Here is a 23,126-nt window from a genome sequence, read left to right as displayed (position 1 = left end):
TAAGTCAGCCCTGTCGGCTGCCGGCGTCGCTTTTCTTACAGTGACATGGTCGCCTGCAGCCGCTCCTGATCAAGCGAATCCGGCTCACCGTCCATTATAATTCTTCCATTTTCCATGACATAGCAGTAATCCGCTATCTCCATGACAAACTCTAAATACTGTTCCACAATCAGGACAGCCATACGGGTTTTAAGCCCGGTAATCACGCGTCCGATCTCCTGAATAATGGAAGGCTGGATTCCTTCCGTAGGCTCGTCGAGTATCAAAATCTTTGGTTCTGCAACCACGGCCCGGGCGATTGCCAGCTGTTGCTGCTGGCCGCCAGATAAATCCCCGCCTTTTCGGTTCAAAAACTCCTTTAATATTGGAAATGTTTCGAAAATAAAATCGGGAATCACCCCTTTCCCATTCTTTGCTTCCAGGCCCAGAAGAATATTTTCCTCTACAGTAAGCTGTGGAAAAATCTCCCTGCCCTGGGGAACGTAACCGATTCCTCTCTTGGCCCGCTCATAGGAAGGCAGGTGGATCACCGGCTTTCCATCGAGAAGGATTTCTCCCTCTGGCGTCTTCACCAGACCCATAACAGCTTTTAAAGTGGTGGTTTTTCCTGCCCCGTTTCTGCCCACCAGACAGGTGACCCGGCCAACCGGCGCTTCCAGGCTTACATGGCGCAGCACCATACCATCGCCGTAGGCTGCATAGAGGCCTGCCAGTTCAAACGCCGCTTTATTCTCCAGTTCTGTTCTATCCATAATTTCACCTTTCCTCTCAGCTCCTGCCCAGATAAACATCGATCACCTTCTGATTCTGCTGTACCGATTCCATTGTACCCTCATCCAGAATAGATCCTTCATGAAAGACAGTGACCGTATCCGATACATCCCTGGCAAACTGCATGTCGTGCTCCACTACGATAATGGAACACTCCTTTTTGATATCCAGAAGCATTTCGGCTGTTTTTTCCGTTTCCTTGCGCCCCATGCCTGCCACTGGCTCATCGAGAAGCATAAGCTTCGGTCTGGCCGCCAGAAGCATACCGATCTCCAGCCACTGTTTCTCGCCGTGGGATAAGCTTCCCGGATATTTAAACCGCTTATCCGCCAGTCCGATGAATTCCAGAACATGGTTCATGTAATCCTGCTTTTCTTTTGACAGTTTTCGGAAGGTAGTGGAGTAAAGGGAATGGCGTCTTGCCACCGCCAGTTCCATATTTTCCTCAATGGTAATACCCTGGAACACACTGGGGGCCTGGAATTTCCTGCCGATTCCCAAATCTGAGATAGCGTATTCCTTCATTTTTGATACATCTTTCGTGCCATTTTCACCATGGAAGATAATATGGCCTCCACTTACACGGTTTTTTCCGCAGATAGCATCAAGAATCGTCGTTTTTCCGGCACCGTTGGGTCCGATAAAGAACCGGACCTCATTCTTTCCGACCTCCGTGGAAACATGTTTAACCGCCTTAAAATCACCGAACTGAATGCTCACATCTTCGATAGTCAGCACCGGAGCTTCCTCCGGTGTCATGAGGACTTCCGCCTGTGTCATATGCTTTCCCTCCCTTTCTTCATGATGCCGTCCGCCCGTTCTTCTTTGCAGAAGCAGGATAAGCCTCCCGATCTTCCATCAATTCCGGCCGTTCTTCCCGGCGCCTCTTCACCGCATTCCGGATCCGACCCGGTACTTCTTTTAAGGATACAAACCCACCCGGAAGCCACAGAATCACAACGACAAACAGAATTCCTATAAAATACGACCACAGCTCCGGGAAATTCTCACTCGCCAGGGTCTTAAACCCATTTACGGCCAGTGCTCCAAGTATGGGGCCTGCCAGCGTTCCTTTGCCTCCGATGGCCACCCATATAATCATTTCCACAGATGGGACAATCCCTACCTCTGCTGGAGAAATGATTCCCACCTGCCCCACATACAGCATACCAGCCAGCCCTGCGATCATGGCTGAGAGTGCATAGACAAACACCTTATATTTTGCCGTATTGTATCCGGCAAATCCGGCTCTGTTCTCGCCGTCACGGATAGCGATAAACACTTTACCAATCCGGCGGCCCGTCAGGAATCTGCATAAGCCATATACAGCAATCAGGCAGGCCAGTGTGACATAAAACATGGTAATCTTTGTCAGCGGTTCATTGATATTGCGTCCGAAAATCGTTTTAAAATCCGTCAGGCCGTTAGAGCCGCCTGTAAATGCCTGGCTGCCGACCAGCAGTGTACTCATGATCAGTGCCATAGCCTGTGACAGGATGGAAAAGTAAACTCCCTTAATCTTGTTATTGAAGGTCAGATATCCCACAAGGACTGCCAGTGCCACGGGCACCAGAAGCGCCATGGTGATAGCAAATGCCGGATTTCCAAACAGCTGCCAGACAAATGGAAGCTGCGTCACCCCGCTCCACGTCATAAAATCAGGCAGACCGCCGCTGGCCTCCATCTTTAAATACATGGCCATACAGTATGCTCCCAAGCCAAAATAGACACCATGGCCCAGACTCAGGATACCGGTATAGCCCCAGATCATATCGAGCCCGATGGCTATAATGGCAAAACACATATATTTTCCAAACAGTCCCACACGGAACATGGACATGCAAAAGGGCATGACGGCGAGAACCAGAAATATAAGCAGCGCCAGAACTGTCGTACCCTTGATTTTTTTCCTTTGATTCATACCTGTGCCTCCTGTTTTGATTCAAACACCCTCTAGTCTTCCAGTGCCCGGTTCTGTACCGCAAAGATTCCTTTGGGCCTGAACTGAAGCAGGACGATGACACACGCGAAGATGAGCACCTTGCCGATGGAAGCGCTGGTCAAAAATTCGAACGCTGTCTGTCCGATTCCAATAAATCCGGCTCCCAGCACAGAACCTAAGATACTTCCCGCGCCGCCTACAACAACAGTCATAAAAGTATCCACAATATAATTCGTTCCCAGTGTCGGCCCGATAGCGCCGATCCATGTCAGTGCACAGCCGGCCAGTCCGGCCAGCCCTGATCCGATAGCGAATGTCATGGAGTCAATCCGTTTCGTATTCACCCCAAGGCTGGCGGCCATCTCGCGATTCTGCATGACCGCTCTGATATTCCGCCCCTGCCTCGTCTTATACATCAGCACATAAACTCCGGTAAGGCAGCACACGGCAATCAGCAAGATGAAAATTCTCTTCATGGGAAGCGCCACCATCCCGGATATCCGGATGGTTCTCTCCAAAAATGCAGGAGCCTTTACCCCTACATTGGGGGAGCCGAAGATACTCCTGGCCGCCTGCTGTAAGATCAGACTGATTCCCCAGGTGACCAGAAGGCTGTCTGCCGCCCTCCCGTACAACCTGCAGATCACCAGCCGCTCCAGCACATAGCCCAAAGACGCAGCCGCCAGAAACGAAAGGATAATTGCCACGATACAGTAGACATCAAACACTTGCGACGGGAAATACGCCTGAAATATATTCTGCACCACATACGCCGTATAGGCGCCGATCATGATGAATTCGCCGTGAGCCATGTTAATGACCCCCATAAGCCCAAAGGTAATGGCGAGTCCCAGCGCGGCCAGCAGGAGAATTGAGCTTACGCTGATTCCGTTAAACAGCTGCATTAAAAACAGTTCCATACATTTCCTCCCATCTCATGTTACCGGACACACTTCCGGCATTTTAGCATCTACTGTGCTCCGGCAAGACCTGACGCCCAGTCATACCCCTTTAAATATGGATCTGGCTTCACCGGCTCCGGTGTACTCCACACTTCATCAATTAAGCCTTCTTCGTTGATCTTTCCGATGCGTACCGGCTTATAGATATGCTGATTTTCTCCGTCAATTGTAATTGTTCCCTCCGGCGCTTCTATGGATATGCCTGCCGCTGCTGCTTTTACGGAATCTACATCAGTGGAACCAGCCGCTTCCACTGCCGCCGCCCATAAATATACCGCATCATAACCGGCTTCAATGGGATCATCTGTCACACGGTCCGTGCCGTATTCCGCTTTGTATGCTTCCACAAATTTCTTGTTCTCCGGTGTATCGGTGGTCTGATAATAATTCCATGCCGTGAGATGGCCCTCCAGATAGGAGGCTCCGATACCCGCTGCCTCTTCCTCTGCGATAGATACGGACAGAGTCTGAATCTGTTCCGGAGTTAATCCTGCATCCTTAAATTGTTTGAAAAACGCAACATTGGAATCTCCGTTTAGTGTATTAAAGATAAAATCAGGCTCTGCCTGTTTAATTTTGCTTAAGATCGTCGTGTAATCCGTATGGCCCATGGGCGTGTACTCCTCTCCCACAACCTCCATCCCCAGCGACTCTGCCTGTTTTTTTACAATGGAATTGGCAGTACGCGGGAATACGTAGTCTGATCCCAGTAAAAATACTTTCTTTCCATAATTTTCATTCATATACTCAATAGCCGGCACGATCTGTTGATTTGGCGCCGCACCGATATAAAAGATATTCGGAGAAGACTCCATGCCTTCGTACTGAACCGGGTACCACAAAAGTCCGTTATTGCTTTCAAATGTCGGTAGAACCGCCTTTCTGCTGGCTGATGTCCAGCAGCCAAATACTGTAGCCACCTTGTCATTTAACAGAAGTTTCTCCGCCTTTTCCTTGAATGTGGCGTTATCCGAAGCCCCATCCTCAACCACAGGAACAATCTGTTTTCCAAGAACGCCTCCGGCGCTATTGATCTCTTTAATAGCCAGCAGTTCCGCATCCCTTACAGAGGTTTCACTGATTGCCATGGTACCGCTTAGAGAATGGAGGATTCCCACCTTGATGGTTTCTCCTGCGGAAGTCGTAACCGCTGCCGTTGTGGAATCACTCTCCGCTTCCGCCGCCTGTGGTTCTGCCTGACTGCTTTCCGCAGCGGAATCTGCCGCTGTTGTCTGACTTCCTATCTCCGACATCGCACCGCCGCTGCACCCCGCCAGTGAAACTGCAGTCACCGCCGTTACTGCCAAAGCTCCTAATTTCTTCCATAAAGTCTTTCTCATTCTTTGTCCTCCTTATTGATTCTGCCTGTACAACAGGAAAAAGCTGTCGGTCTCCCGTACCGGGAGTTTACCGACAGCTTCGTCTGCTCTTACTTATCCATATTTTCTTGTGTGATCTAAAACATGGATATATCATAGCGGATTTTTTTAAAGAAAAAAACCTTACAAATCCGGTATTACACATGACAAATCCGGAAATCACTGAGCAAGCGTGAAATCAGTCAGGTCGAAATTCCAGAAAAATGCCGGGCCTTCTCACACCACATCTCCGTATTTCCTATAATATGCCGGAGTACATCCTGTATAGTTCTTGAACAGCCGGGTAAAATAGTCCACAGTCGTATACCCCAGTTCTTCACCAATTTCGTACACTTTCTTATTCGTGTCTTTTAAAAGTCGTTTGGCATACTCCATTTTTACCCGCATACAGTATTCCGACATGGTAATTCCGATTTTGCCCCGAAATTGCTTTGCCAGATAATCCTTGCTGAATCCCATCTCCTCAGCGACAATATCCTGAATATGTTCCTGCAAAACACTCTCACTGATTATGGTGGTAATCCGTACCATCATACTGTCTGGTTTCTCCAGATGGTAACGGTCGATCAGATACCGAAGTTCCTGAAGTACCCGCTCCACATCCGTCAATACACGTTCTCCAATACAGACATCCATCTTATCGAGTACCGGTATCCACGGTGCCTGTTTTCCCATATACTCCAGCACCAGTTCCAGTTGTTTCTCCAGGGTCGCCCGAACTTTTAATGTCTGTCCCTGGAAACGCAACTCTTCGCCTTTTATTATCTCAGCTGCAATGCCCCCTGTCGTCTCCGTCACTTCCAGAAGCTTGTGATACAGCATTTCAGTCTGCCTGTCCCCATTCTGTTCCAGATAGTTTCTGGCAATCTCCAAAGCCTCCTCCATCTTTTCACAACTGTAGGGCTTTTCTATGTACTCCAGAGCCCCCAGCCGCATCCCCTCTTTCGCATAAGCAAAATCGCTGTAGGTACTGGCAAGAATTACAGGCATCTCATATCCCCGCCGCTTCATCTGGCGACAGAGTTCCAGCCCATCCATAACTGGCATACGGATGTCTGTGATCACCACATCGTATGTTTTCTGTGCCATCAGCGCCAAAGCCTCCTTCCCGTTGCCGGCCTCACCGGCCACCGAGAAATCTGACTGTTTCCAGAAATGGTATTTCGACACTAAAAATCTGATTGCCTCATCGTCTTCAACAAACAGTATCCGGTACATATACTGCTCTCCTTTCTGCAAATCATACTTTTATCCGCTGCAGAATCATTTCATAGTCAAACCGCAGCAGCGCTCTCTCCAGCTGCTCCGCACAGCCGCGTCCAAAGGCAGAGATAAAGACCTCCCGGTTGTCGCTCCACAACTCCTCCGCCGCAAAATCAGCCCGCTCCACCATGCCATACCATTCTTTGATTAAGTCTTTCTGCAGCTCACCGGAGAATCTTATGACTTCATTAAGGCTGATTTCTTCCATATTCTTCTGATTTTCCTCAAACTTCATGCAGGCACTTTCCGAGACTTCAACTGGCATTTTCCCAATCGGTTCCTCATTCAGTTTCTTATTCATATCTCCAATCAAATCCTTAACCAGCTTCTCAATCCGGCATACCCTCTCCTTTAATTCTCCTTTGACAAGCTCTTCTCCTTTCAGTTCATCTTCCAATCTTTCACAGGCCTTTGACAGCGGCTCCGCCCCGATAGCGCCGGACGCCCCCTTTAATGCATGCAGTAGTGCATAAATTTCTTCACTATCACCTTTTTCTGCCAAATCCATCAGCTTTTTTCCATCCCGGCCGTGTTCCTCCGCAAACATTTCAGTCACCTGCCGGTAAAGCAATTCATTTCCACCCAGCCTCCCAATTCCAAGTTCCACGTCAAGGCAGGATGGTGATATGTATGTTTTCAATACCTTTTCCAGTTCGGCCAGACTGATTGGCTTCATCACCACCTCCTCCATACCGTATGCAAGTGCTCTTTCTCTTATCTGTGCCTTCCCATCGGCTGTTAACGCAATAATAGGACATTGAAAAGTTTTTAAACTACGAATCCTCCCAGCCGCCTCATATCCACTCATTCCCGGCATGCGCAGATCCATAAAAATCAGGTCGAAATGCCTTTCAGATGCCATGCGGACCGCTTCCTCCCCGCTTTCCGCCTCCATAACTGCAACTCCCAGTACAGCAAACAGCTCCTTCTGAAGCCTGCGGTTGATCCGGTTATCATCTACAAGCAATACCAAAGCCCGGCAAAAATCCCCTTTTTTTGGTCCGCCTATCTTCATCGGAATCCTCGCCGTAAAAGCGCTGCCTTTTCTCCAGCAGCTCTCCACTGTCAAGCTACCCCTCAAAAGTCCGGCAGTCCGTTGGCAGATCGCAAGCCCCAGCCCCGTTCCTGCTACTGGAGCGCTCTCCTCCTTACTCCCACGCTCAAACGCCTCGAAAATCCGTTCTTCATCTTCCTTTTTTATTCCTCTACCTGTATCTTCCACACGCAGAACCAAAACGCCTTCATCCTCCGTACCTTTCTCCCATAAAAGTTCCGCATGCACCAGGCCTTCATCCGTAAACTTTATTGCATTCGAAATCAAATTTCCTGCAATCAGCCGAAATTTTCCTTCATCTGCTAATACCTGCTCCGGAACTTTGTCATCTGCCTCAACTGAAAATTCAAGCCCCTTTTCCACCGCCAAACAGCAGAAACTGTTTTCAAGATCCTTCGCCGCCTCTCTTAGGCTCCACTCTGTCTCCTGTATTTCCATTTTCTTCTCCAGACTTGCATAATCAAGAAGTTCATTAACCATATCCAGAAGCTGTTTCGAAGCTGTCTCCATACAGGCCAGATATTCTCGCTGTTTTTCATTTAATCTCGTTTGTTTAAGCAGCGTTTCACATCCGATTACCGAATTCAGAGGAGTCCTGATCTCATGGCTGACAGATGCCAGAAATTCGTCTTTAGCCTTCATAGCCTCCGCCATCCGACAATACATATTCAAAACAGACTGCCCCAGCCTGTAAATTTCTGAAATTCCATCAGGTTTTAACTCCGCTGCTCTTCCTTCCTCAAGACACATCTGATAGGCAAGCGCCGGATATATAGTTCCGCGATAGCAGAAAAAAGCATATAAAAGGAACAAAAGCATAGAGGCTCCCTGTAACCCCCACAACATGACAAGAGCGCGGTCCGTTCTTCTCCTCGTTGCCGCCAGCTCCTCGTTCATCCGTTTAACAGCAGATTCCATAAACTCCGAAGCGTACTGGTCGATAACCTTCTTCTCCCCCGCATACCGATCTCCGCATAGCAGAGATATGGCTTCCATACGTTTTTCTTCCGGAGTCATAGCCGCCTCCACGACATTCAGAACATAAGTCTGGACCTCCAAAGGCAGCACTTCCTCATTCTCCCCCTTCCCATCCGCGGCCAGGCGCATAGCCCGCGTCTCCAGATAAATAAGTAGATCCGAATTTTTCTTTGCTGATTCGACCAGTCTCATGTCTCTGTCATCCAGTCCCAACTCACCTAAACGCTTTACAACCCCGTCCCGTCGTTTTCCCGAATGCACCTCTTCCCAATATCTTTCCAGACATGAGTTATCCCCAGTAACCGCATACAACCTTGCCTGTTCTGACAAGTAATCCGCAGCTTCTTTTAATTCCTCACACAGTTTTCCGCATCGATCTCGTTTAGCAGCCACCCGTACCTCGGCAGCCACCGACCGCTTAACATTCCACGTGCTGATAATCATGGCCAGCACCACAAAAATCAGTGCAGCCGCTCCTATACAATTCATAATCTTCTGATTAAAACGAAATTTTCTTTTCATTTATATCCTCTGTTTCTACTGTTTTCCAAAAAATATTCAGGAATGGCTTTTACGAATTTTGTGAACATGGTATACTATGAGCACTGGGTACACCCCCTCACGAACCTGATTCGAACTATCCCAACCACTTGGTCAGGTCTTTTATGAACTTAGTGCAAACGGTATAATATAAGCAAAAAAGTACGGAGGCAATAAATATGGAAGAATCTGCTGTCATTCTCATTGTTGACGATATGCCGGAACAACTGCGGATCACGGCATCACTCCTGAAAGAACACGGCTATTCAGTCCGGGCGGCAATAAGCGGATCTGCTGCGTTACACCTGGTAGAGCGTGAAATCCCCGATCTTATTCTGCTGGATATCCACATGGATGATATCGATGGCTTTACCGTCTGCCAAAAGCTGCGGTCCAGTTCCCGGTACGAAGATACGGCCATCTTATTCATGACAGCCTCCGGGGACCATGACAGCCTCCAAAAAGGGTTTGAAGCCGGTGCCCAGGACTATATTATAAAACCATGCCATGCTTCCGAACTACTGGCCAGAGTCAGCACTCACGTCCAGATCGTCACACAGGCCCGCCGCTTAAAAGCCGCCTACCAGGAGATGGATCAGTTCTGTCACAGTGTCTCCCACGATTTGAAGTCTCCGGTTCAGGTAATGAAACAGCTGACAGGCTGTCTGCGTGAAGAGCTTTTCTCTTCCCCCACAGGTATCGCCGAAGGCACAGAAGCAATCCTGTCCCGCCTCGATGAAAAATGCATTCAGATGGAAAGCATGATCGGGCGTCTTCTTGATTTTTCACAGATGACAACAGTCAAATACCATCCGGAACTTCTGGACGCAGCAGCCATGATCCGTGAAATCTTTGAGGAGCTGTCCAGCCTTGAGCCAGACCGCGTCATCCTCCTGTCCGATTCCCAGTTTGCCTGTCCGCCCATTCCGGGAGATCCCACTCTCCTCAGACTGCTGTTTCAGAATATTATAGGAAACGCTGTTAAATTCACAAAAGGCCGTGATCCAGCGGTTATCACCATCTCTGCCCGCCAGACCTCCTCCCACACTCTTCTGGAAGTGAAAGATAATGGTACCGGATTTGATATGACTGACTCCGGCCGCCTTTTTCGTGTATTCGAACGTCTTCATACCCAGGCAGAATACGAGGGAACCGGCGTCGGTCTTGCCATTTCAAAGCGAATCATGGAAAAGCACGGCGGTACCATTTCCATCATTGGAAAAAAGGGGAAAGGAGCAACCGTAACCTTGAAATTTCCAGTAAAACTTACACCTTTATTCTCTTCCAGTCGGACCCCTTAAAAGAAAAAGCAGGGCATTCAACGTTATCATTCGCCGTTGAATGCCCTGTTTCCTTCTGTATTATTGATGAGTATACCTGAATACTAATGAACGGAATACCTTATTAAATGCTCATAGTATACACGATGGGTTAAAAAACTTCAATGCTTTTATATGAAACCCCCTTATTAACTACTAAAATTTCATTTATGTGATATGTTTTATTACATTGTATTTTCTTTTATGTATGTTATAATATACAAAAGAATTATTAATTAGGCACTTGAAAGAAGGAAGCATGACAACACCAACTGAAATGATTGGAATGATGTTAGGACAAATTGAGCGGGGACAATCTTCCCCAACAATCAACACTCTCTGGAAAATAGCCACCGGTCTGAAAATTCCGCTCTCACTTCTATTGGAGGAGCAATCATCAGAATATACCATTGCTGCCGCAGAGGAGCAAAACGTCATACTTGAGGATAACGGGCGAATGAAGGCCTACCCCATATTTGCTTATGATCCAATCCGTAGTGTTGAATCCTTTTACATTACCTTTGAGCCAGACTGTAAGCATACGTCAGATAAACATAATGACGGTGTAGAGGAACAGGTTTTTGTCCTGCATGGCAGTTTGCAGCTTGTTTTGAACGGAAAAACAATTATCGTAACAGAAAATCAGGCAATCCGTTTTCACGCAGACATCCCCCACGAATACAACAATCCCTTTGCTGATAGCTGCACCGTTTATGATATGATCTTCTATTCCAAAAATGAAAAGTGAGGCATTCCAAAATGTATGAATTAATTCAGGTGGGAACAAATAGTTATTATATCCAGAGCCCGGCCAAAATAGGACTTTATGTAGAGAATGAGAAGGATGTTTGTTTGATTGACAGCGGAAATGACAAGGATTCCGGGCGAAAGGTACGCCAAATTCTGGAAGCACATAATTGGCGGTTAAAAGCAATTTACAACACTCATTCTAACGCTGACCATATAGGAGGCAACAAATATCTGCAGGGACAGACCATGTGCAAAATCTATGCTCCGGGTATTGACTGCGATTTTACACGCCATCCGCTTTTAGAACCATCTTTCCTCTATGGAGCGTTTCCCCCAAAGGCTTTACGGCATAAGTTCCTTATGGCACAAGAAAGCGATGTAGAATATTTAACAAAAGATAATCTGCCAAAAGGCTTTGAGGTAATCCGATTGCCGGGACATTTCTTTGACATGGTTGGTTACCGTACACCAGATAATGTTATTTTTCTTGCGGATTGCCTGTCGAGCATGGAAACATTGGACAAGTATCAAATTGGGTTCGTTTACGACATTGCTGCATACATCAAGACTCTTGAAATGGTGCAAACATTAAATGCTGAAATGTTTGTACCATCACACGCGGAAGCAACAAACGATATTGCACCTTTAGCACAATATAACATTGACAAGGTTTTAGAAATTGCAAAAAAGATTACAGATCTTTGCAAAGATCCGCTCTGCTTTGAAATGATTTTACAAAAGCTATTTACTGACTACTCGTTAACCATGAATTTTGAGCAGTATGTTCTTGTTGGCAGTACGGTACGCTCCTATCTTGCATGGCTCAACGATACGAATAGAATAAATGCCTGCTTTGAAAACAACATGCTGTTATGGAAAAAGAATAACTGATGAAATACGTTGTTATTAAAGGCCTATAAACAAAAGATAAACAACCTCTTAAGAAGAACAGCCATAACTGTAGCCGCAGCTTACAGTTATGGCTGTTCTTCCTCTTGGAAAGAGCCAATACACCGACATTCTGAATATATTCTTATCCTGCCAATGTCAGCTTCCTAAAGAGTCCCCTACTATAAAGTTTATAACAAATCCGCCAGTGTTTTTTCATAAAAATAGTCATGGACCATTTTATCAAACTCTGACCATAAAGGAAGGGTTTTACATATGGCGGCCCTGCTGCAGGGTTTGGCATCCTTGGAAAGACATGCAACGGTAGCAAGCGAGCCTTCCATTAATTCCAATATCTCACCTACTTTATATTCTTCCGGCTTACGGCAAAGTTTGTACCCGCCCCCACGTCCTCCCAGCCCAATCAGCATCTTTCCTTTGATAAGCTCTTTTACAATGATCTCCAGGTATTTTTTAGAGATTTCCTGCCGCTCTGCCACTTCTTTCAAAGGAATATATCCTTCACCACCATGTTCCGCCAGATCTATCATGACACGAAGAGCATAGCGTCCTTTTGTTGAAATCATACCATACACCGTCCTTTCTGTGATTTATGCCTATTATACCGCAGGGTGAATAGGTAAATCAATAATATTCAAAATTTTTCCAAATCACCTATTGACATAGTAGGCGATTGGTGATACTATAAGCGCATCAGTTTTGAGCTGATCATCAGGAAAGGAGGCGAAAGCAATGACCGGATTCTATACCCTCAAAGTTAATACTGTCATGTGTTGTCGAATGCGAAACTCCCGGGCATATTATATGGCTGGGGTGCGGTTATGCGCAGATTGCAGCATAGCTGACTGCCTCGATACAATGCTTAATTGATCTGTCAGCATATCGTATGCCATTTGCCCGGGAGCTTGTGATGAGCTTCCGGTTTTTTATTTGCTGAAACCGGAACAGCAGCCGATTGAACCGACAAATATAAATCCAAAGGAGATTACAAATATGAGTAAATATAAAAACGAATACAAATTTGAAACCCTGCAGCTCCACGTTGGACAGGAGCAGGCCGATCCTGCCACCGGTTCCAGAGCAGTTCCCATTTATCAGACCACCTCTTACGTGTTCCATGATTCAGCACATGCCGCAGCGCGCTTTGGGCTTGCAGATGCAGGCAATATCTATGGACGCCTTACAAACTCGACGCAGGACGTACTGGAAAAGCGGCTTGCCGCGCTTGAAGGCGGCGCTGCTGCACTGGCAACTGCATCTGGTGCTGCCGCAATCACCTATACCATTCAGGCTCTGGCACAAGCCGGGGATCATATTGTAGCACAGAAAACAATCTATGGCGGCAGCTATAATCTGCTGGCACACACGCTCCCCCAGTTCGGAGTTACCACAACCTTTGTGGATGCCCATAACCTTGAAGAACTAACCGCCGCCATACGGCCAAATACCAAAGCTGTCTACCTGGAAACGCTGGGAAACCCAAACAGCGATATCCCGGACATTGATACAATTGCAGAGATTGCCCATGCACACGGTCTGCCGCTTGTGATTGATAACACCTTTGGCACCCCATACCTCATCCGCCCGATTGAACACGGCGCGGATATCGTAGTCCATTCTGCCACCAAGTTCATCGGCGGCCATGGCACTACCCTGGGCGGTATCATCGTGGATTCCGGCAAATTTGACTGGAAAGCCAGCGGTAAATACGATCCTATCGCAAAACCCAATCCCAGCTATCACGGTGTCTCTTTTGTGGACGCGGCAGGCCCGGCAGCCTTCGTCACCTATATCCGTGCCATCCTTCTCCGTGATACGGGTGCAACTCTCTCCCCCTTCAACGCATTCCTGCTTCTGCAGGGCGTGGAAACCCTTTCCCTGCGCCTGGAACGTCATGCAGAAAACACGAAGAAAGTGGTGGAATATCTGTCTAATCATTCACAGGTGGAAAAGGTGAATCATCCCAGCCTGCCGGATCATCCCGACCACGCATTGTATGAGAAGTATTTTCCCGACGGAGGGGCCAGTATCTTCACCTTTGAGATTAAGGGCGGCCAGGAAGAAGCCTGGAGGTTTATTGACAATCTGAAAATCTTCTCCCTGCTTGCCAATGTAGCCGACGTAAAGAGCCTCGTAATTCACCCGGCCAGTACCACCCATTCCCAACTCTCCAGGGAAGAGTTGCTGGATCAGGGCATTAAGCCGAATACTATCCGCCTGTCCATCGGCACAGAGCATATTGATGATATTCTCGCTGACTTAGAGAATGGGTTTGCTTCATTATAACAAGTAATAGGAATGAAATTGAGATAGAAGGAGGCGGCTGGCTTGAACTGGGAAATTATCGGGAAATATTTGCCGTTATACCAAAAAGCAGCGGTACTGACAGTAAAAATCGGGTTTATGGGGATAGCGGCCGCCATCATGATTGGGTTACTATGTACCATCATTCAGTATTATAAGATTCCGGTCATCCGCAGGATCGTATCTGTGTACATTGAAATCAGCCGGAACACCCCTCTTATGGTGCAGCTGTTCTTCATCTATTATGGCCTGCCCAAAATAGGTATTCAGACAGATGCCGCTGCGTGCGGTGTTGCAGGACTGGCTTTCCTCGGCGGGAGTTATATGTCAGAAGCATTTCGCAGTGGGATTGAGGCGGTTGCGCCAATCCAGGAGGAAAGCGCATATAGTCTCGGGCTCAGTAAACTGCAGACTTTCTCTTATGTAATCTTGCCGCAGGCATTTTCCATCAGCGTTCCGGCATTTATGGCGAATGTGATTTTTCTGCTGAAAGAAACCAGCGTATTCTCTGCCATAAGCCTTATGGATTTAATGTTTACAGCAAAGGATCTGATTGGACTGTATTACAAAACTGCGGAGAGCCTTTTCCTGCTGGTAGTGTTCTATCTTATTATTTTGCTTCCGGTTTCCGTTTTGGGAAGCCTCCTGGAAAGGAGGTCACGCTATGCCGGATTTGGGTCTTGAGGTGCTGCTGAAAGGGAAAAATCTTGCCCGTATCCTTGGCGGATTAGACGCAGCACTCAAAATCAGCATGATTTCCGTCGCCATCAGTATCCCATTGGGAATCATTTTGGGCATTCTCATGACATGGAAAAATCCAATCTGCCGGGCGATCCTGCGATGTTACCTGGAATTTGTCCGGATTATGCCTCAGATGGTGTTACTGTTCCTCGTCTATTTCGGCACCACGAGAGCCTTTGGCTGGGACCTATCCGGGGAGCTGGCATCTGTGATTGTATTCACAGTCTGGGGAGCGGCGGAAATGAGTGATCTGGTCCGGGGTTCTCTGATCAGCATTCCCATACACCAGTACGAAAGTGCTGAGGCGCTGGGACTGTCGAGAATACAGAGCTATCAGTACATTGTTCTGCCGCAGGCCGTGCGGAGGTTAATTCCACTGTCAATCAACCTCATCACAAGAATGATTAAAACCACAAGCCTGATCCTGATGATTGGCGTCGTGGAGGTACTGAAGGTTGCCCAGCAGATTATAGAGGCAAACCGGATGGGCAGTCCCAATGCTGCATTCGGAATTTACTTAACGGTATTCTTCCTGTATTTTATTGCCTGCTGGCCAATCAGCCTTTTGGCGAAATACCTTGAGAAACGATGGAGGTGAGGAGATGTCAGAATCGGTATTAACCATAGAACATCTGACAAAACAGTTTGACAATTCTACTGTTCTGAATGATTTAAGCCTGCAGATTCACGAGGGCGAAGTCGTCGTGATTGTCGGTCCCAGCGGATGTGGAAAAAGTACACTGCTGCGGTGTATCAATGCCCTGGAGGACACCCAAAATGGTGAGATCCGGCTCCATGGGGAACTTGTCACGAAGCGAAGCAGAAACTTAGCCGGAATTCGCCAGAAGATCGGTATGGTGTTCCAGAGCTATGAGCTGTTCCCGCACCTGAACGTGTTGGACAATATCCTGCTGGCACCGACCAAAGTGCAGAAAAGGACAAAGGACGAGGTAAAAAAAGAAGCTCTTGCACTTCTGTCCCGTGTTGGGCTTTCGGAAAAAGCGAAAAGTTTTCCACGGCAGTTATCTGGCGGACAGAAACAACGGGTTGCAATTGTCCGTGCATTATGTATGCACCCTGAAATTCTGCTGTTTGATGAGGTGACGGCGGCGCTTGACCCGGAGATGGTCAGGGAAGTATTGGAGGTTATCTTAAACCTTGCAGACCAGGGACGAACGATGATAATCGTCACTCATGAAATGCAGTTTGCAAAGGCCGTGGCTGACAGAATTATTTTTCTGGATGATGGAAATATCAAAGAGGAAGGAACACCGGAGCAGTTTTTCGATGCACCGAAAACTGACCGGGCGAAAAAGTTTTTACAGACATTTACCTTTGAGCGGAAAGGTTCAAAATAAAATTGATATAGGGCGATGCCCGGAATGGAGATTATTATGAAAAAAATTCGTAAGCTTGTAACTGTTACACTTACTCTGTCGCTAGCGTTTTCTCTGGCTGCCTGCGGATCAGAGAATTCTTCAAATAATAATGTGACAGCCAACAGTAGGAAAACCCAGAATGTTGTTTACCGTACTTTGGATGAAATTAAGGAGAGCGGCACCATTAACATCGGCGTTTTCTCTGACAAGAACCCGTTCGGCTATGTAGATGAAAATGGAGAGTATCAGGGTTATGATGTGTACTTCGCCAACCGCATCGGTGAAGATCTTGGTGTGAAAATCAACTATATCTCCACCGAGGCGGCAAACCGCATCGAATATCTGCAGACTGGTAAGGCAGATATCATTCTGGCAAACTTCACAGTAACACCTCAGCGTGCAGAAGAAGTTGATTTCGCGCTTCCATATATGAATGTTGCACTGGGAGTCGTTTCTCCAGACAGCCGTGTAATTGAAAGCCTGGATAACTGGAATGCGGAGGATCCGATCATTGTCATTTCCGGCACAACTGCAGAAACCTATCTGATTGAGAACTACCCTGACATCCCACTTCAGAAGTATGATTCTTACGCAACCGCAAAGAATGCCCTGGAAAATGGGAACGGGGCCGCATGGGCCAATGACAATACCGAGGTTATTGCCTTTGCTTTGCAGAATGCCGGCTACACTGTGGGAATTCCGTCCTTGGGCAGTCAGGACAGTATTGCACCTGCAGTTTCCAAAGGGAACAGCACGCTTCTGGACTGGTTGAATGAGGAAATCAAAGCCCTTGGCGAGGAACAGTTCTTCCACAAAGATTACGAAGCAACACTGGTTGATACCTATGGCCTGGACTACGAAGACAGCCTGGTTGTTGAAGGCGGAAAGACAAAATAAATGATGAAGAATATACTGGTCTTTGGCGATTCCAATACCTGGGGACTGATTCCCGGCACTCATGAACGGTATCCATGGGGAGTGCGCTGGACAAGTATCCTACAGGAAAAAGAACGATGTAATAACACCCGCATAATAGAAGAAGGTCTATGCGGAAGAACCACCATTTTTGAGGATGAACTGCGCCCCGGAAGAAAAGGGCTCGATATGCTTCCTGTCCTGCTGGAAACCCATAATCCCCTGGATGCGGCAATCATCATGCTTGGAACCAATGACTGCAAAATATTGTATCGCGCTCCTGCCCATGTGATTGGGAAAGGGATTGTGCTTTGCCTGGACGAATTGCTAAAAGTAATTCCAGCAGACAGGATTTTATTGGTGTCCCCTCTTCTCCTTGGAGAGAATGTCTGGAAGCCGGAAAAAGATCCGGAGTTTGATCAGGCTTCCGTGTTAATTTGCAAACAACTGAAAGAAGAATACAGAAAAATCGCCTCTGCAAAAGGAACGGCCTTCATTGCGGCATCAGACTATGCAGCCGCAAGCAGCATTGATGATGAACATCTGACGGAGGACGGACACTCGGCACTTGCGGATATTTTGTACAACAAGCTGATAGAAATGAAAGTGATTTAGGAGGCTCAATCCAAACCTTCCATACCGGCATGGACTATGCTGAGGAGACCGCGTAGTCTATCGGAATGTGAGCTATATGACCGTCTATCGAATGTTTCACGAACTATTCAAAAAAAACAACGTGGATACGGTTATGGCAGATATGACTGATCTTGAAGCAGTAAAAAAGGCAATCATTCCCGGAACAAGGCTTGTCCATATTGAAACACCAGACAATCCCACTGTTGGCATAACAGATATAGAAGCAATTGCAAAAATCGCATGCAGTCAGCTGATAACACCTTTACTTCCCCGCTGAATCCCCCCCGGAGCTGGGAGCCGTTTTTGTGGTGGACGCCCTCACAAAATTTATCAATGGTCATGGTGATGCCCAAGAGGGAGCAATCCTTACCAACAATCTGGAGACGATGGACCGCATCCGCTATGAGGCACACAGGTTAACGTTGGCTCCGTCATCAGCCCATTTAATACATGAAGATTTTCCGTAGCTCAGTCACTTTCACGATACGTATGCAGAGAAGCCTGCTTCGCCGGTTTCTTTCAGCAAGGCTAAAATTTATCTGTTCCAGTTTTTGGGCAACCACATCAACATTCTCCGAGGGGTCTATTGGGCTGCCTAACAGCTCGCCTACAGAAACTTCCAAAATTTCTGCGTCCCGTATCAGTATGTCTGCGTCCGGAACAGACAGGCCTTTCTCCCATTTTGAAATCATTTGTCACACGACATGCAGCTACTCAGCCATGACCTCTTGAGAAATGCTCTTTGCTTTACAAAGATTTCCTAAATTCTCGCTAAACATCAAAATTGCTCCCTTCTAATGCTTACAGAATAACGGATATCTGCTGTTGCATTAAGCAATGCAAAGTAACATGAAGGATTATAGAATGTAATTTTCAGAATACGGTCCCTGCCTTTACAGTTTTTTGCTATAGATTTCCAACTCATACTTATTCCCGTTTCGCAAGTCAATTTTCTGTTCTGAATATTGGTAAGAAAATCTGCAGGGGATCGCAAGGGCTTTTGATGTACTATTCTCAGCCCGTGTCGAGTAAAAAAATTCTTTCCCGCCTAAATTGCTGCAATATTATAACAATAATTGCAAAATCTGTTTTCCATACCCTTTGCCTGTATAATCTGGGCCAAGGGTATTTTTCTGATATTCAATGGTTTTGCGAATACATTCCCTGGCCGCCGCTTCACTCTCTGTCACTCGCCATTGCATATACAGTGCTGCTTCCGACCGCGACCATACATTTTTGTACATCGTTTCCCAGTCTTCAAATTTAGCTTTCTCAAGTATGAGATCTTTTGTTTCTTCTGAAAATTCACTTGGCTTTATAATCATCGTTTCGTTGTGTGTCGCTTCTTTCTGCTTGCTACTGCAAACAGTCAGAAGCACTGCGAATAACACAAAGATGAGAAAAGTACCTTTTTTCTCGTCTTTCCGTTTTAATGTCAGTCCTCCCATCAGGACTTTTATAACCTGATTTCATAACTATACCTCTATCAAAAGCCAGTTTAAAAATATGGTATTCATTCATCACATTTCAGGCCAGAAATCCCCAGCCCTATTCCGCTAATAAAGCATACTAACTCTCCCCAACCGCCTAAACTGCTGTCCGGCGATATTAGAAAAAAGCCGCCAATCAGAATTATCGCAATACCAAATAAAATCCGTTTAAGTCCCTGCATTATGTATACTCACATATGTCAATTCAAGTATTTCTGATTCTCAAAATCTATTATCACAATAAAAATTAATCCGGCACTGAATTTCACAGCCCTAATCTGGTAAAATAAACAGACCATAAAACTACTAGACCAATGAATGCGAAGATGCGGTTTAATAAAATATATGTACCACTCGGTTCCGGCTTGTCTCCATTATGTTTCCAGAAATCAATATACCATAGAATTCTGGGATTTATTATATCTAATAGCAGTACAATGCTTACAATTATATAAATAGCCATATGAATCAATCCCCTCTGCCAAGAATACCTGATCCACCAAATGTCTACTGAAAAAACATCCTGTTTGCCAAATCTAAAACAACATCACAACCATTTCGCCCAATCGCCATAGTCAAAAATTCTACGTCCACCTTCTCATTCACTACAATGGTTTTCCCTTTCGTCCTCATGTGACAGCCTTTATGTTTTATGAATTATGGGTGTTCCATGTAATACGCCAATATTTTAAATTAAGTAATCCTATCATTGAAGAAGCTGCTATATGACCGATTAAGACATTGATACCATGCTGCAACGGAAGTATTACTGGCAGAACGAATATTGAGCCAATCAGGAGTAGCCCCAATACAATCTGTAAAGGCTTCATCCGCGCTTTCTTGAAATAGCTGATAGATGTTATAACCAGCAATATGATTCCCAACGCAAAAAACGCCATCCAATAATAGCTAGATAACCCACTATTATAATATCCTGCATAACCGGAATATCCCGTGATCAGAAAAATATATCCTAACCAACGGCAGCAAAGCATTTTAGAATTGTTTCTATTTTCTCGCCACTCGTTTTCCTGTGCGGCCTGTTCCGCTTGATATTTCTGCGGCTCAACCAGCCCGGACAGGCCAACATGGAATACAGTTGCCAATTCGGTAAGATTTTTTGCCTTAGGTTGGCTTTGGTCAGTTTCCCACTTTGAAACAGCCTGCCTACTGACGCCTAACTGCTCGGCAACATACTCTTGTGATAATTTCAGTTCGTTTCTTTTGGTTTTAATATTTTCACCTAGTGACATATCTATCGCCTCCTTTGCCCTAATTTTATAAGGAATCGTAGTTGCATACCACCAACTATACGTCAACTCATGGTTGCAATATGATTTTGTGAGCTTTTGTATGAGGAGATAAGGGCTATATACCCAAAATAAATTTTAAATAATCTGCGGTACTCACTTCAGCTATCATTAAACGTACATCAATCTGTTCGTTGCGTTAGCCTTTTATTATACATTTTCTTGGTACTTGCCTTATCATTTTTCAATCCTCGATTTGTCACTCTGTGTAACTCTTCATAAATTAGATTAAGTCTTGTAAATTATGTATTTATTTTAACAAATATTTCTCAAATGCTTTATGGGCATTAAAATGTACATCCCTAAAAAATAGAATCAACCATATAATGTATGCTCCGATGGCTGCATATGGTGTTAAAACATAAGATGAAACAGCGCCAATCAACATAATTGCTGCCCATACAAAACATGAATTTCTTATATCTCTTGCAATCCATGCCTTATCATACATTTCCTGCTCCTCTTTTGATAATGTATTAAATCCAGAAACAAATTTTGCTGACTTTTCCTTAAATATAGCAAATAGTACACCTATAATGCCAAAAGGAAGAACCAAAACAATACATGCCCAAAAACCAACGAAATTCATAATTATCACCCCTTTGAAAATTTAATTTTTCGGTTCTGCAAACCTGGATTCATTTTTTTGATTTCGATACCCTTCCTTAGTAAAAACATTATTCAGTTTTATTTCTGTAGGAATAATTGTAAGGGCCATGATTGCTATTTGTGTAAAAACTAAATAAACAATCAGCGTTTCAAAGTCTGGGCGGCCTTGAATATATAGGACAAATGCACTTGAAATCACTGCCAATATAACACCTATGCAAAAATTTATTTTCCCCCAATATTTATGCGCGTAAGACCACGTATCCTTATTTAATCTTGACATAGTGGTTCGGTAGCCTGAAAGCCCATTTATATCTTCAGGCGGATTGTTTTCCCACCGTTTGCCTAATATAATCATAGAAAGCGGAACCAGCAATGAACAAACCAATAAAAATATAAACACTTCAACTCCTCCTTCTGTCGCTCTTTGATATGTCTTTATGTGGATTGATTCAAGCCCTCTTAGTTAAAACAGTACTGGCAATATTTAATATTCGCTTGAAATCCTGCCTTTTGAGTACATGCTTGTTGAGGAAACACCTCCGTCTACTGGAAATGCCCCTCCTGTTATGTAGCCGGCTTCATCACTCACCAGAAATGCTACCATATGGGCAATGTCTTCTGGCCGGCCGATGCACTTCATCGACATCCGCATACTGCTGTGCAAGACATTTCTTCAGCATAATCAGCCCAGCTTTCGTGGCACAGTATAAAGGGGAAGTCAGTTCCGGCACCAGGCCTAGGCAAGATGCAATTATGACAATATTTCCTTTTGCTTCCATGATTTTGGGAAGCGCATTCCCAGTCATCCGATAAGTTCCTTTGATATTAACATCTACCATCTGATCCAGCTCCTCATTTGAGGTATCCTCCAGATATTTTTCAAAATATATACCCGCATTATTTATCAGAATGTCTACCCGCGGAATCTGGGATAACGCAGTTAAAATCTGATCATCTTTCCGGATATCCACTTGATAATATTGAAAGCCCTCCGGTGGCGCCTGGATGTCAAAAATAATAACATCCATGTCCATCTGAGATAATCGTTTTGCAATGGCAAGCCCCATGCCTGAGCTGCCTCCCGTCACAATCGCAACCTTTATCCTATCGCTCCTTCTATAAAGTATAACAGTATTTGCTTGTCATCTTGCTAAAAAGCTTCACGCTTTCACTCTACCAATTTGTTCTTTGCACAGCTGCCCTTTTCCAGGTATATAGAAACAAAAGTAAGATTCCACCCGATAGTGCATAGGCAACAGACCACATTCTTTCCGCCGCAAAAAGGCTGTATCCAAACAACATAAGAAAACAGGTTATTATAATAAAGCCGGCTCTGGATATCTTTGCCCTTTTAGAAAGTCCAGATAGATGAAATACATCCAAAAGGTGAATTATTTGTTCCTTTTTTATATTCATTCCTCGAATAAGCGTACATATGTTGAGGACGACGAGGACAAATACCGCTATAATCCAAAGAAAGGGAATAAATAATAATGCTGCTTGATTGTCAACCCCGTTTAAACCGCGATTCAATGCACTTATAGAAGCTCCAAAAAAGGCGGCTCCATTTAAAATTGAAACAAGACACATTGTAATCCAAAAAAACCATTTTTTCATTTCTCTTCTCCTTCCAAATGTGGAATCAACTCAATCAAAACCACTATTTTACTCATAAAAGAGCCTCCAAATAACCATATAAACATAAGAGAATATCTCCAGAGTAGGATGATCCTCTCCATATTCCGGCAGACAGGGATGTTCCCAGCAATGTGTGTATTCGGTATTCCTGTCATTTTATCAAGCCAGACTCTGCGCAGATCTCTGACTTCCCCTATAATATTACAATGGAACACTTTTTTGTAGAAGTCTATT

General features: G+C 45.5%; 23 protein-coding genes and 2 pseudogenes. 10 read left to right on the top strand and 15 right to left on the bottom strand.

The genetic code is table 11. The features are described 5' to 3' along the window. Positions 1–35: 35 nt before the first annotated feature. The 7 genes from urtE to H8S80_RS07290 form a co-directional block, all read right to left on the bottom strand. Positions 36–752: an urea ABC transporter ATP-binding subunit UrtE gene (gene urtE / locus H8S80_RS07320; protein WP_050797839.1), complete on the bottom strand. Its 717-nt coding sequence runs from the start codon at positions 750–752 to the stop codon at positions 36–38. A gap of 16 nt (positions 753–768) precedes the next feature. Further along, on the bottom strand, positions 769–1,551 hold the full coding sequence (gene urtD / locus H8S80_RS07315) for an urea ABC transporter ATP-binding protein UrtD (RefSeq protein ID WP_006775448.1): 783 nt from the start codon (positions 1,549–1,551) through the stop codon (positions 769–771). A gap of 19 nt (positions 1,552–1,570) precedes the next feature. Further along, the gene (gene urtC, locus H8S80_RS07310) at positions 1,571–2,692 is read right to left on the bottom strand and encodes an urea ABC transporter permease subunit UrtC (RefSeq protein ID WP_055650819.1); all 1,122 of its coding nucleotides are present in this window, start codon (positions 2,690–2,692) and stop codon (positions 1,571–1,573) included. 32 nt (positions 2,693–2,724) lie between these two features. Next, on the bottom strand, positions 2,725–3,633 hold the full coding sequence (urtB, locus tag H8S80_RS07305) for an urea ABC transporter permease subunit UrtB (protein ID WP_055650818.1): 909 nt from the start codon (positions 3,631–3,633) through the stop codon (positions 2,725–2,727). Positions 3,634–3,683: 50 nt separating this feature from the next. Further along, positions 3,684–5,015 (bottom strand): urea ABC transporter substrate-binding protein, encoded by a 1,332-nt coding sequence (gene urtA, locus H8S80_RS07300; protein WP_055650817.1) that lies wholly within the window; start codon positions 5,013–5,015, stop codon positions 3,684–3,686. A 255-nt stretch (positions 5,016–5,270) separates the two neighbouring features. Continuing rightward, on the bottom strand, positions 5,271–6,272 hold the full coding sequence (locus H8S80_RS07295; RefSeq protein WP_055650816.1) for a response regulator transcription factor: 1,002 nt from the start codon (positions 6,270–6,272) through the stop codon (positions 5,271–5,273). A 22-nt stretch (positions 6,273–6,294) separates the two neighbouring features. Next, positions 6,295–8,871 (bottom strand): response regulator, encoded by a 2,577-nt coding sequence (locus H8S80_RS07290; RefSeq protein ID WP_187049042.1) that lies wholly within the window; start codon positions 8,869–8,871, stop codon positions 6,295–6,297. A gap of 197 nt (positions 8,872–9,068) precedes the next feature. Between H8S80_RS07290 and H8S80_RS07285 the strand changes: the two genes are divergently transcribed. From H8S80_RS07285 to H8S80_RS07275, 3 genes are all read left to right on the top strand, one after another. Then, complete coding sequence (locus tag H8S80_RS07285) at positions 9,069–10,190, top strand: response regulator (protein ID WP_006777406.1); 1,122 nt, start codon at positions 9,069–9,071, stop codon at positions 10,188–10,190. Between the two features lie 277 nt (positions 10,191–10,467). Further along, on the top strand, positions 10,468–10,956 hold the full coding sequence (locus H8S80_RS07280) for a helix-turn-helix domain-containing protein (protein WP_117632225.1): 489 nt from the start codon (positions 10,468–10,470) through the stop codon (positions 10,954–10,956). A gap of 11 nt (positions 10,957–10,967) precedes the next feature. Continuing rightward, positions 10,968–11,849 carry an MBL fold metallo-hydrolase gene (locus tag H8S80_RS07275; RefSeq protein ID WP_055650814.1) on the top strand — a complete coding sequence of 294 codons (882 nt, stop codon included), beginning with the start codon at positions 10,968–10,970 and terminating at the stop codon, positions 11,847–11,849. 188 nt (positions 11,850–12,037) lie between these two features. Here the strand turns inward: H8S80_RS07275 and H8S80_RS07270 are convergent, their stop codons facing one another. Continuing rightward, positions 12,038–12,433: an RrF2 family transcriptional regulator gene (locus H8S80_RS07270; protein ID WP_006776831.1), complete on the bottom strand. Its 396-nt coding sequence runs from the start codon at positions 12,431–12,433 to the stop codon at positions 12,038–12,040. Positions 12,434–12,860: 427 nt separating this feature from the next. On the opposite strand from H8S80_RS07270, the gene H8S80_RS07265 reads away from it, so the two are divergent. The 7 genes and pseudogenes from H8S80_RS07265 to H8S80_RS34595 all read left to right on the top strand — a co-directional run. Next, the gene (locus H8S80_RS07265) at positions 12,861–14,153 is read left to right on the top strand and encodes an O-acetylhomoserine aminocarboxypropyltransferase/cysteine synthase family protein (RefSeq protein WP_039893414.1); all 1,293 of its coding nucleotides are present in this window, start codon (positions 12,861–12,863) and stop codon (positions 14,151–14,153) included. Positions 14,154–14,195: 42 nt separating this feature from the next. Beyond that, positions 14,196–14,855 (top strand): amino acid ABC transporter permease, encoded by a 660-nt coding sequence (locus H8S80_RS07260; RefSeq protein WP_006776829.1) that lies wholly within the window; start codon positions 14,196–14,198, stop codon positions 14,853–14,855. Beyond that, positions 14,836–15,510 (top strand): amino acid ABC transporter permease, encoded by a 675-nt coding sequence (locus H8S80_RS07255; protein ID WP_006776828.1) that lies wholly within the window; start codon positions 14,836–14,838, stop codon positions 15,508–15,510. Before H8S80_RS07260 ends, H8S80_RS07255 begins: the two co-directional genes overlap by 20 nt. Positions 15,511–15,514: 4 nt before the next feature. Then, entirely contained in the window at positions 15,515–16,270 is a 756-nt protein-coding gene (locus tag H8S80_RS07250; RefSeq protein WP_006776827.1) for an amino acid ABC transporter ATP-binding protein, read from the top strand. 36 nt (positions 16,271–16,306) lie between these two features. Next, complete coding sequence (locus tag H8S80_RS07245) at positions 16,307–17,188, top strand: transporter substrate-binding domain-containing protein (RefSeq protein ID WP_039893418.1); 882 nt, start codon at positions 16,307–16,309, stop codon at positions 17,186–17,188. Continuing rightward, entirely contained in the window at positions 17,189–17,821 is a 633-nt protein-coding gene (locus H8S80_RS07240; protein WP_006776825.1) for a GDSL-type esterase/lipase family protein, read from the top strand. It begins immediately after the preceding gene. A gap of 55 nt (positions 17,822–17,876) precedes the next feature. After that, a pseudogene (locus H8S80_RS34595) lies at positions 17,877–18,119 on the top strand (PLP-dependent transferase); the annotation flags it as partial. Positions 18,120–18,906: 787 nt separating this feature from the next. Here the strand turns inward: H8S80_RS34595 and H8S80_RS34175 are convergent. From H8S80_RS34175 to H8S80_RS07205, 7 genes and pseudogenes are all read right to left on the bottom strand, one after another. After that, positions 18,907–19,290 (bottom strand): hypothetical protein, encoded by a 384-nt coding sequence (locus tag H8S80_RS34175; protein WP_006776518.1) that lies wholly within the window; start codon positions 19,288–19,290, stop codon positions 18,907–18,909. 307 nt (positions 19,291–19,597) lie between these two features. Then, positions 19,598–19,795, bottom strand: a complete 198-nt coding sequence (locus tag H8S80_RS35055) for a DUF6199 family natural product biosynthesis protein (protein WP_039893212.1) — start codon at positions 19,793–19,795, stop codon at positions 19,598–19,600. 187 nt (positions 19,796–19,982) lie between these two features. Continuing rightward, entirely contained in the window at positions 19,983–20,585 is a 603-nt protein-coding gene (locus tag H8S80_RS07225) for a helix-turn-helix domain-containing protein (RefSeq protein ID WP_039893213.1), read from the bottom strand. 307 nt (positions 20,586–20,892) lie between these two features. Continuing rightward, positions 20,893–21,231, bottom strand: a complete 339-nt coding sequence (locus tag H8S80_RS07220) for a DUF3784 domain-containing protein (protein ID WP_006776522.1) — start codon at positions 21,229–21,231, stop codon at positions 20,893–20,895. Between the two features lie 21 nt (positions 21,232–21,252). Next, positions 21,253–21,654 carry an SdpI family protein gene (locus tag H8S80_RS07215; RefSeq protein ID WP_039893215.1) on the bottom strand — a complete coding sequence of 134 codons (402 nt, stop codon included), beginning with the start codon at positions 21,652–21,654 and terminating at the stop codon, positions 21,253–21,255. Positions 21,655–21,738: 84 nt separating this feature from the next. Beyond that, positions 21,739–22,342, bottom strand: a pseudogene (locus tag H8S80_RS07210) (SDR family NAD(P)-dependent oxidoreductase). An 85-nt stretch (positions 22,343–22,427) separates the two neighbouring features. Further along, a complete protein-coding gene (locus tag H8S80_RS07205) occupies positions 22,428–22,871 on the bottom strand; it encodes a hypothetical protein (protein ID WP_006776526.1) in 444 nt (147 codons plus the stop codon). Positions 22,872–23,126: the final 255 nt, after the last annotated feature.

Source organism: Hungatella sp. L36, from assembly GCF_014288035.1.
This window is presented reverse-complemented; position numbering and strand designations above follow the sequence as displayed.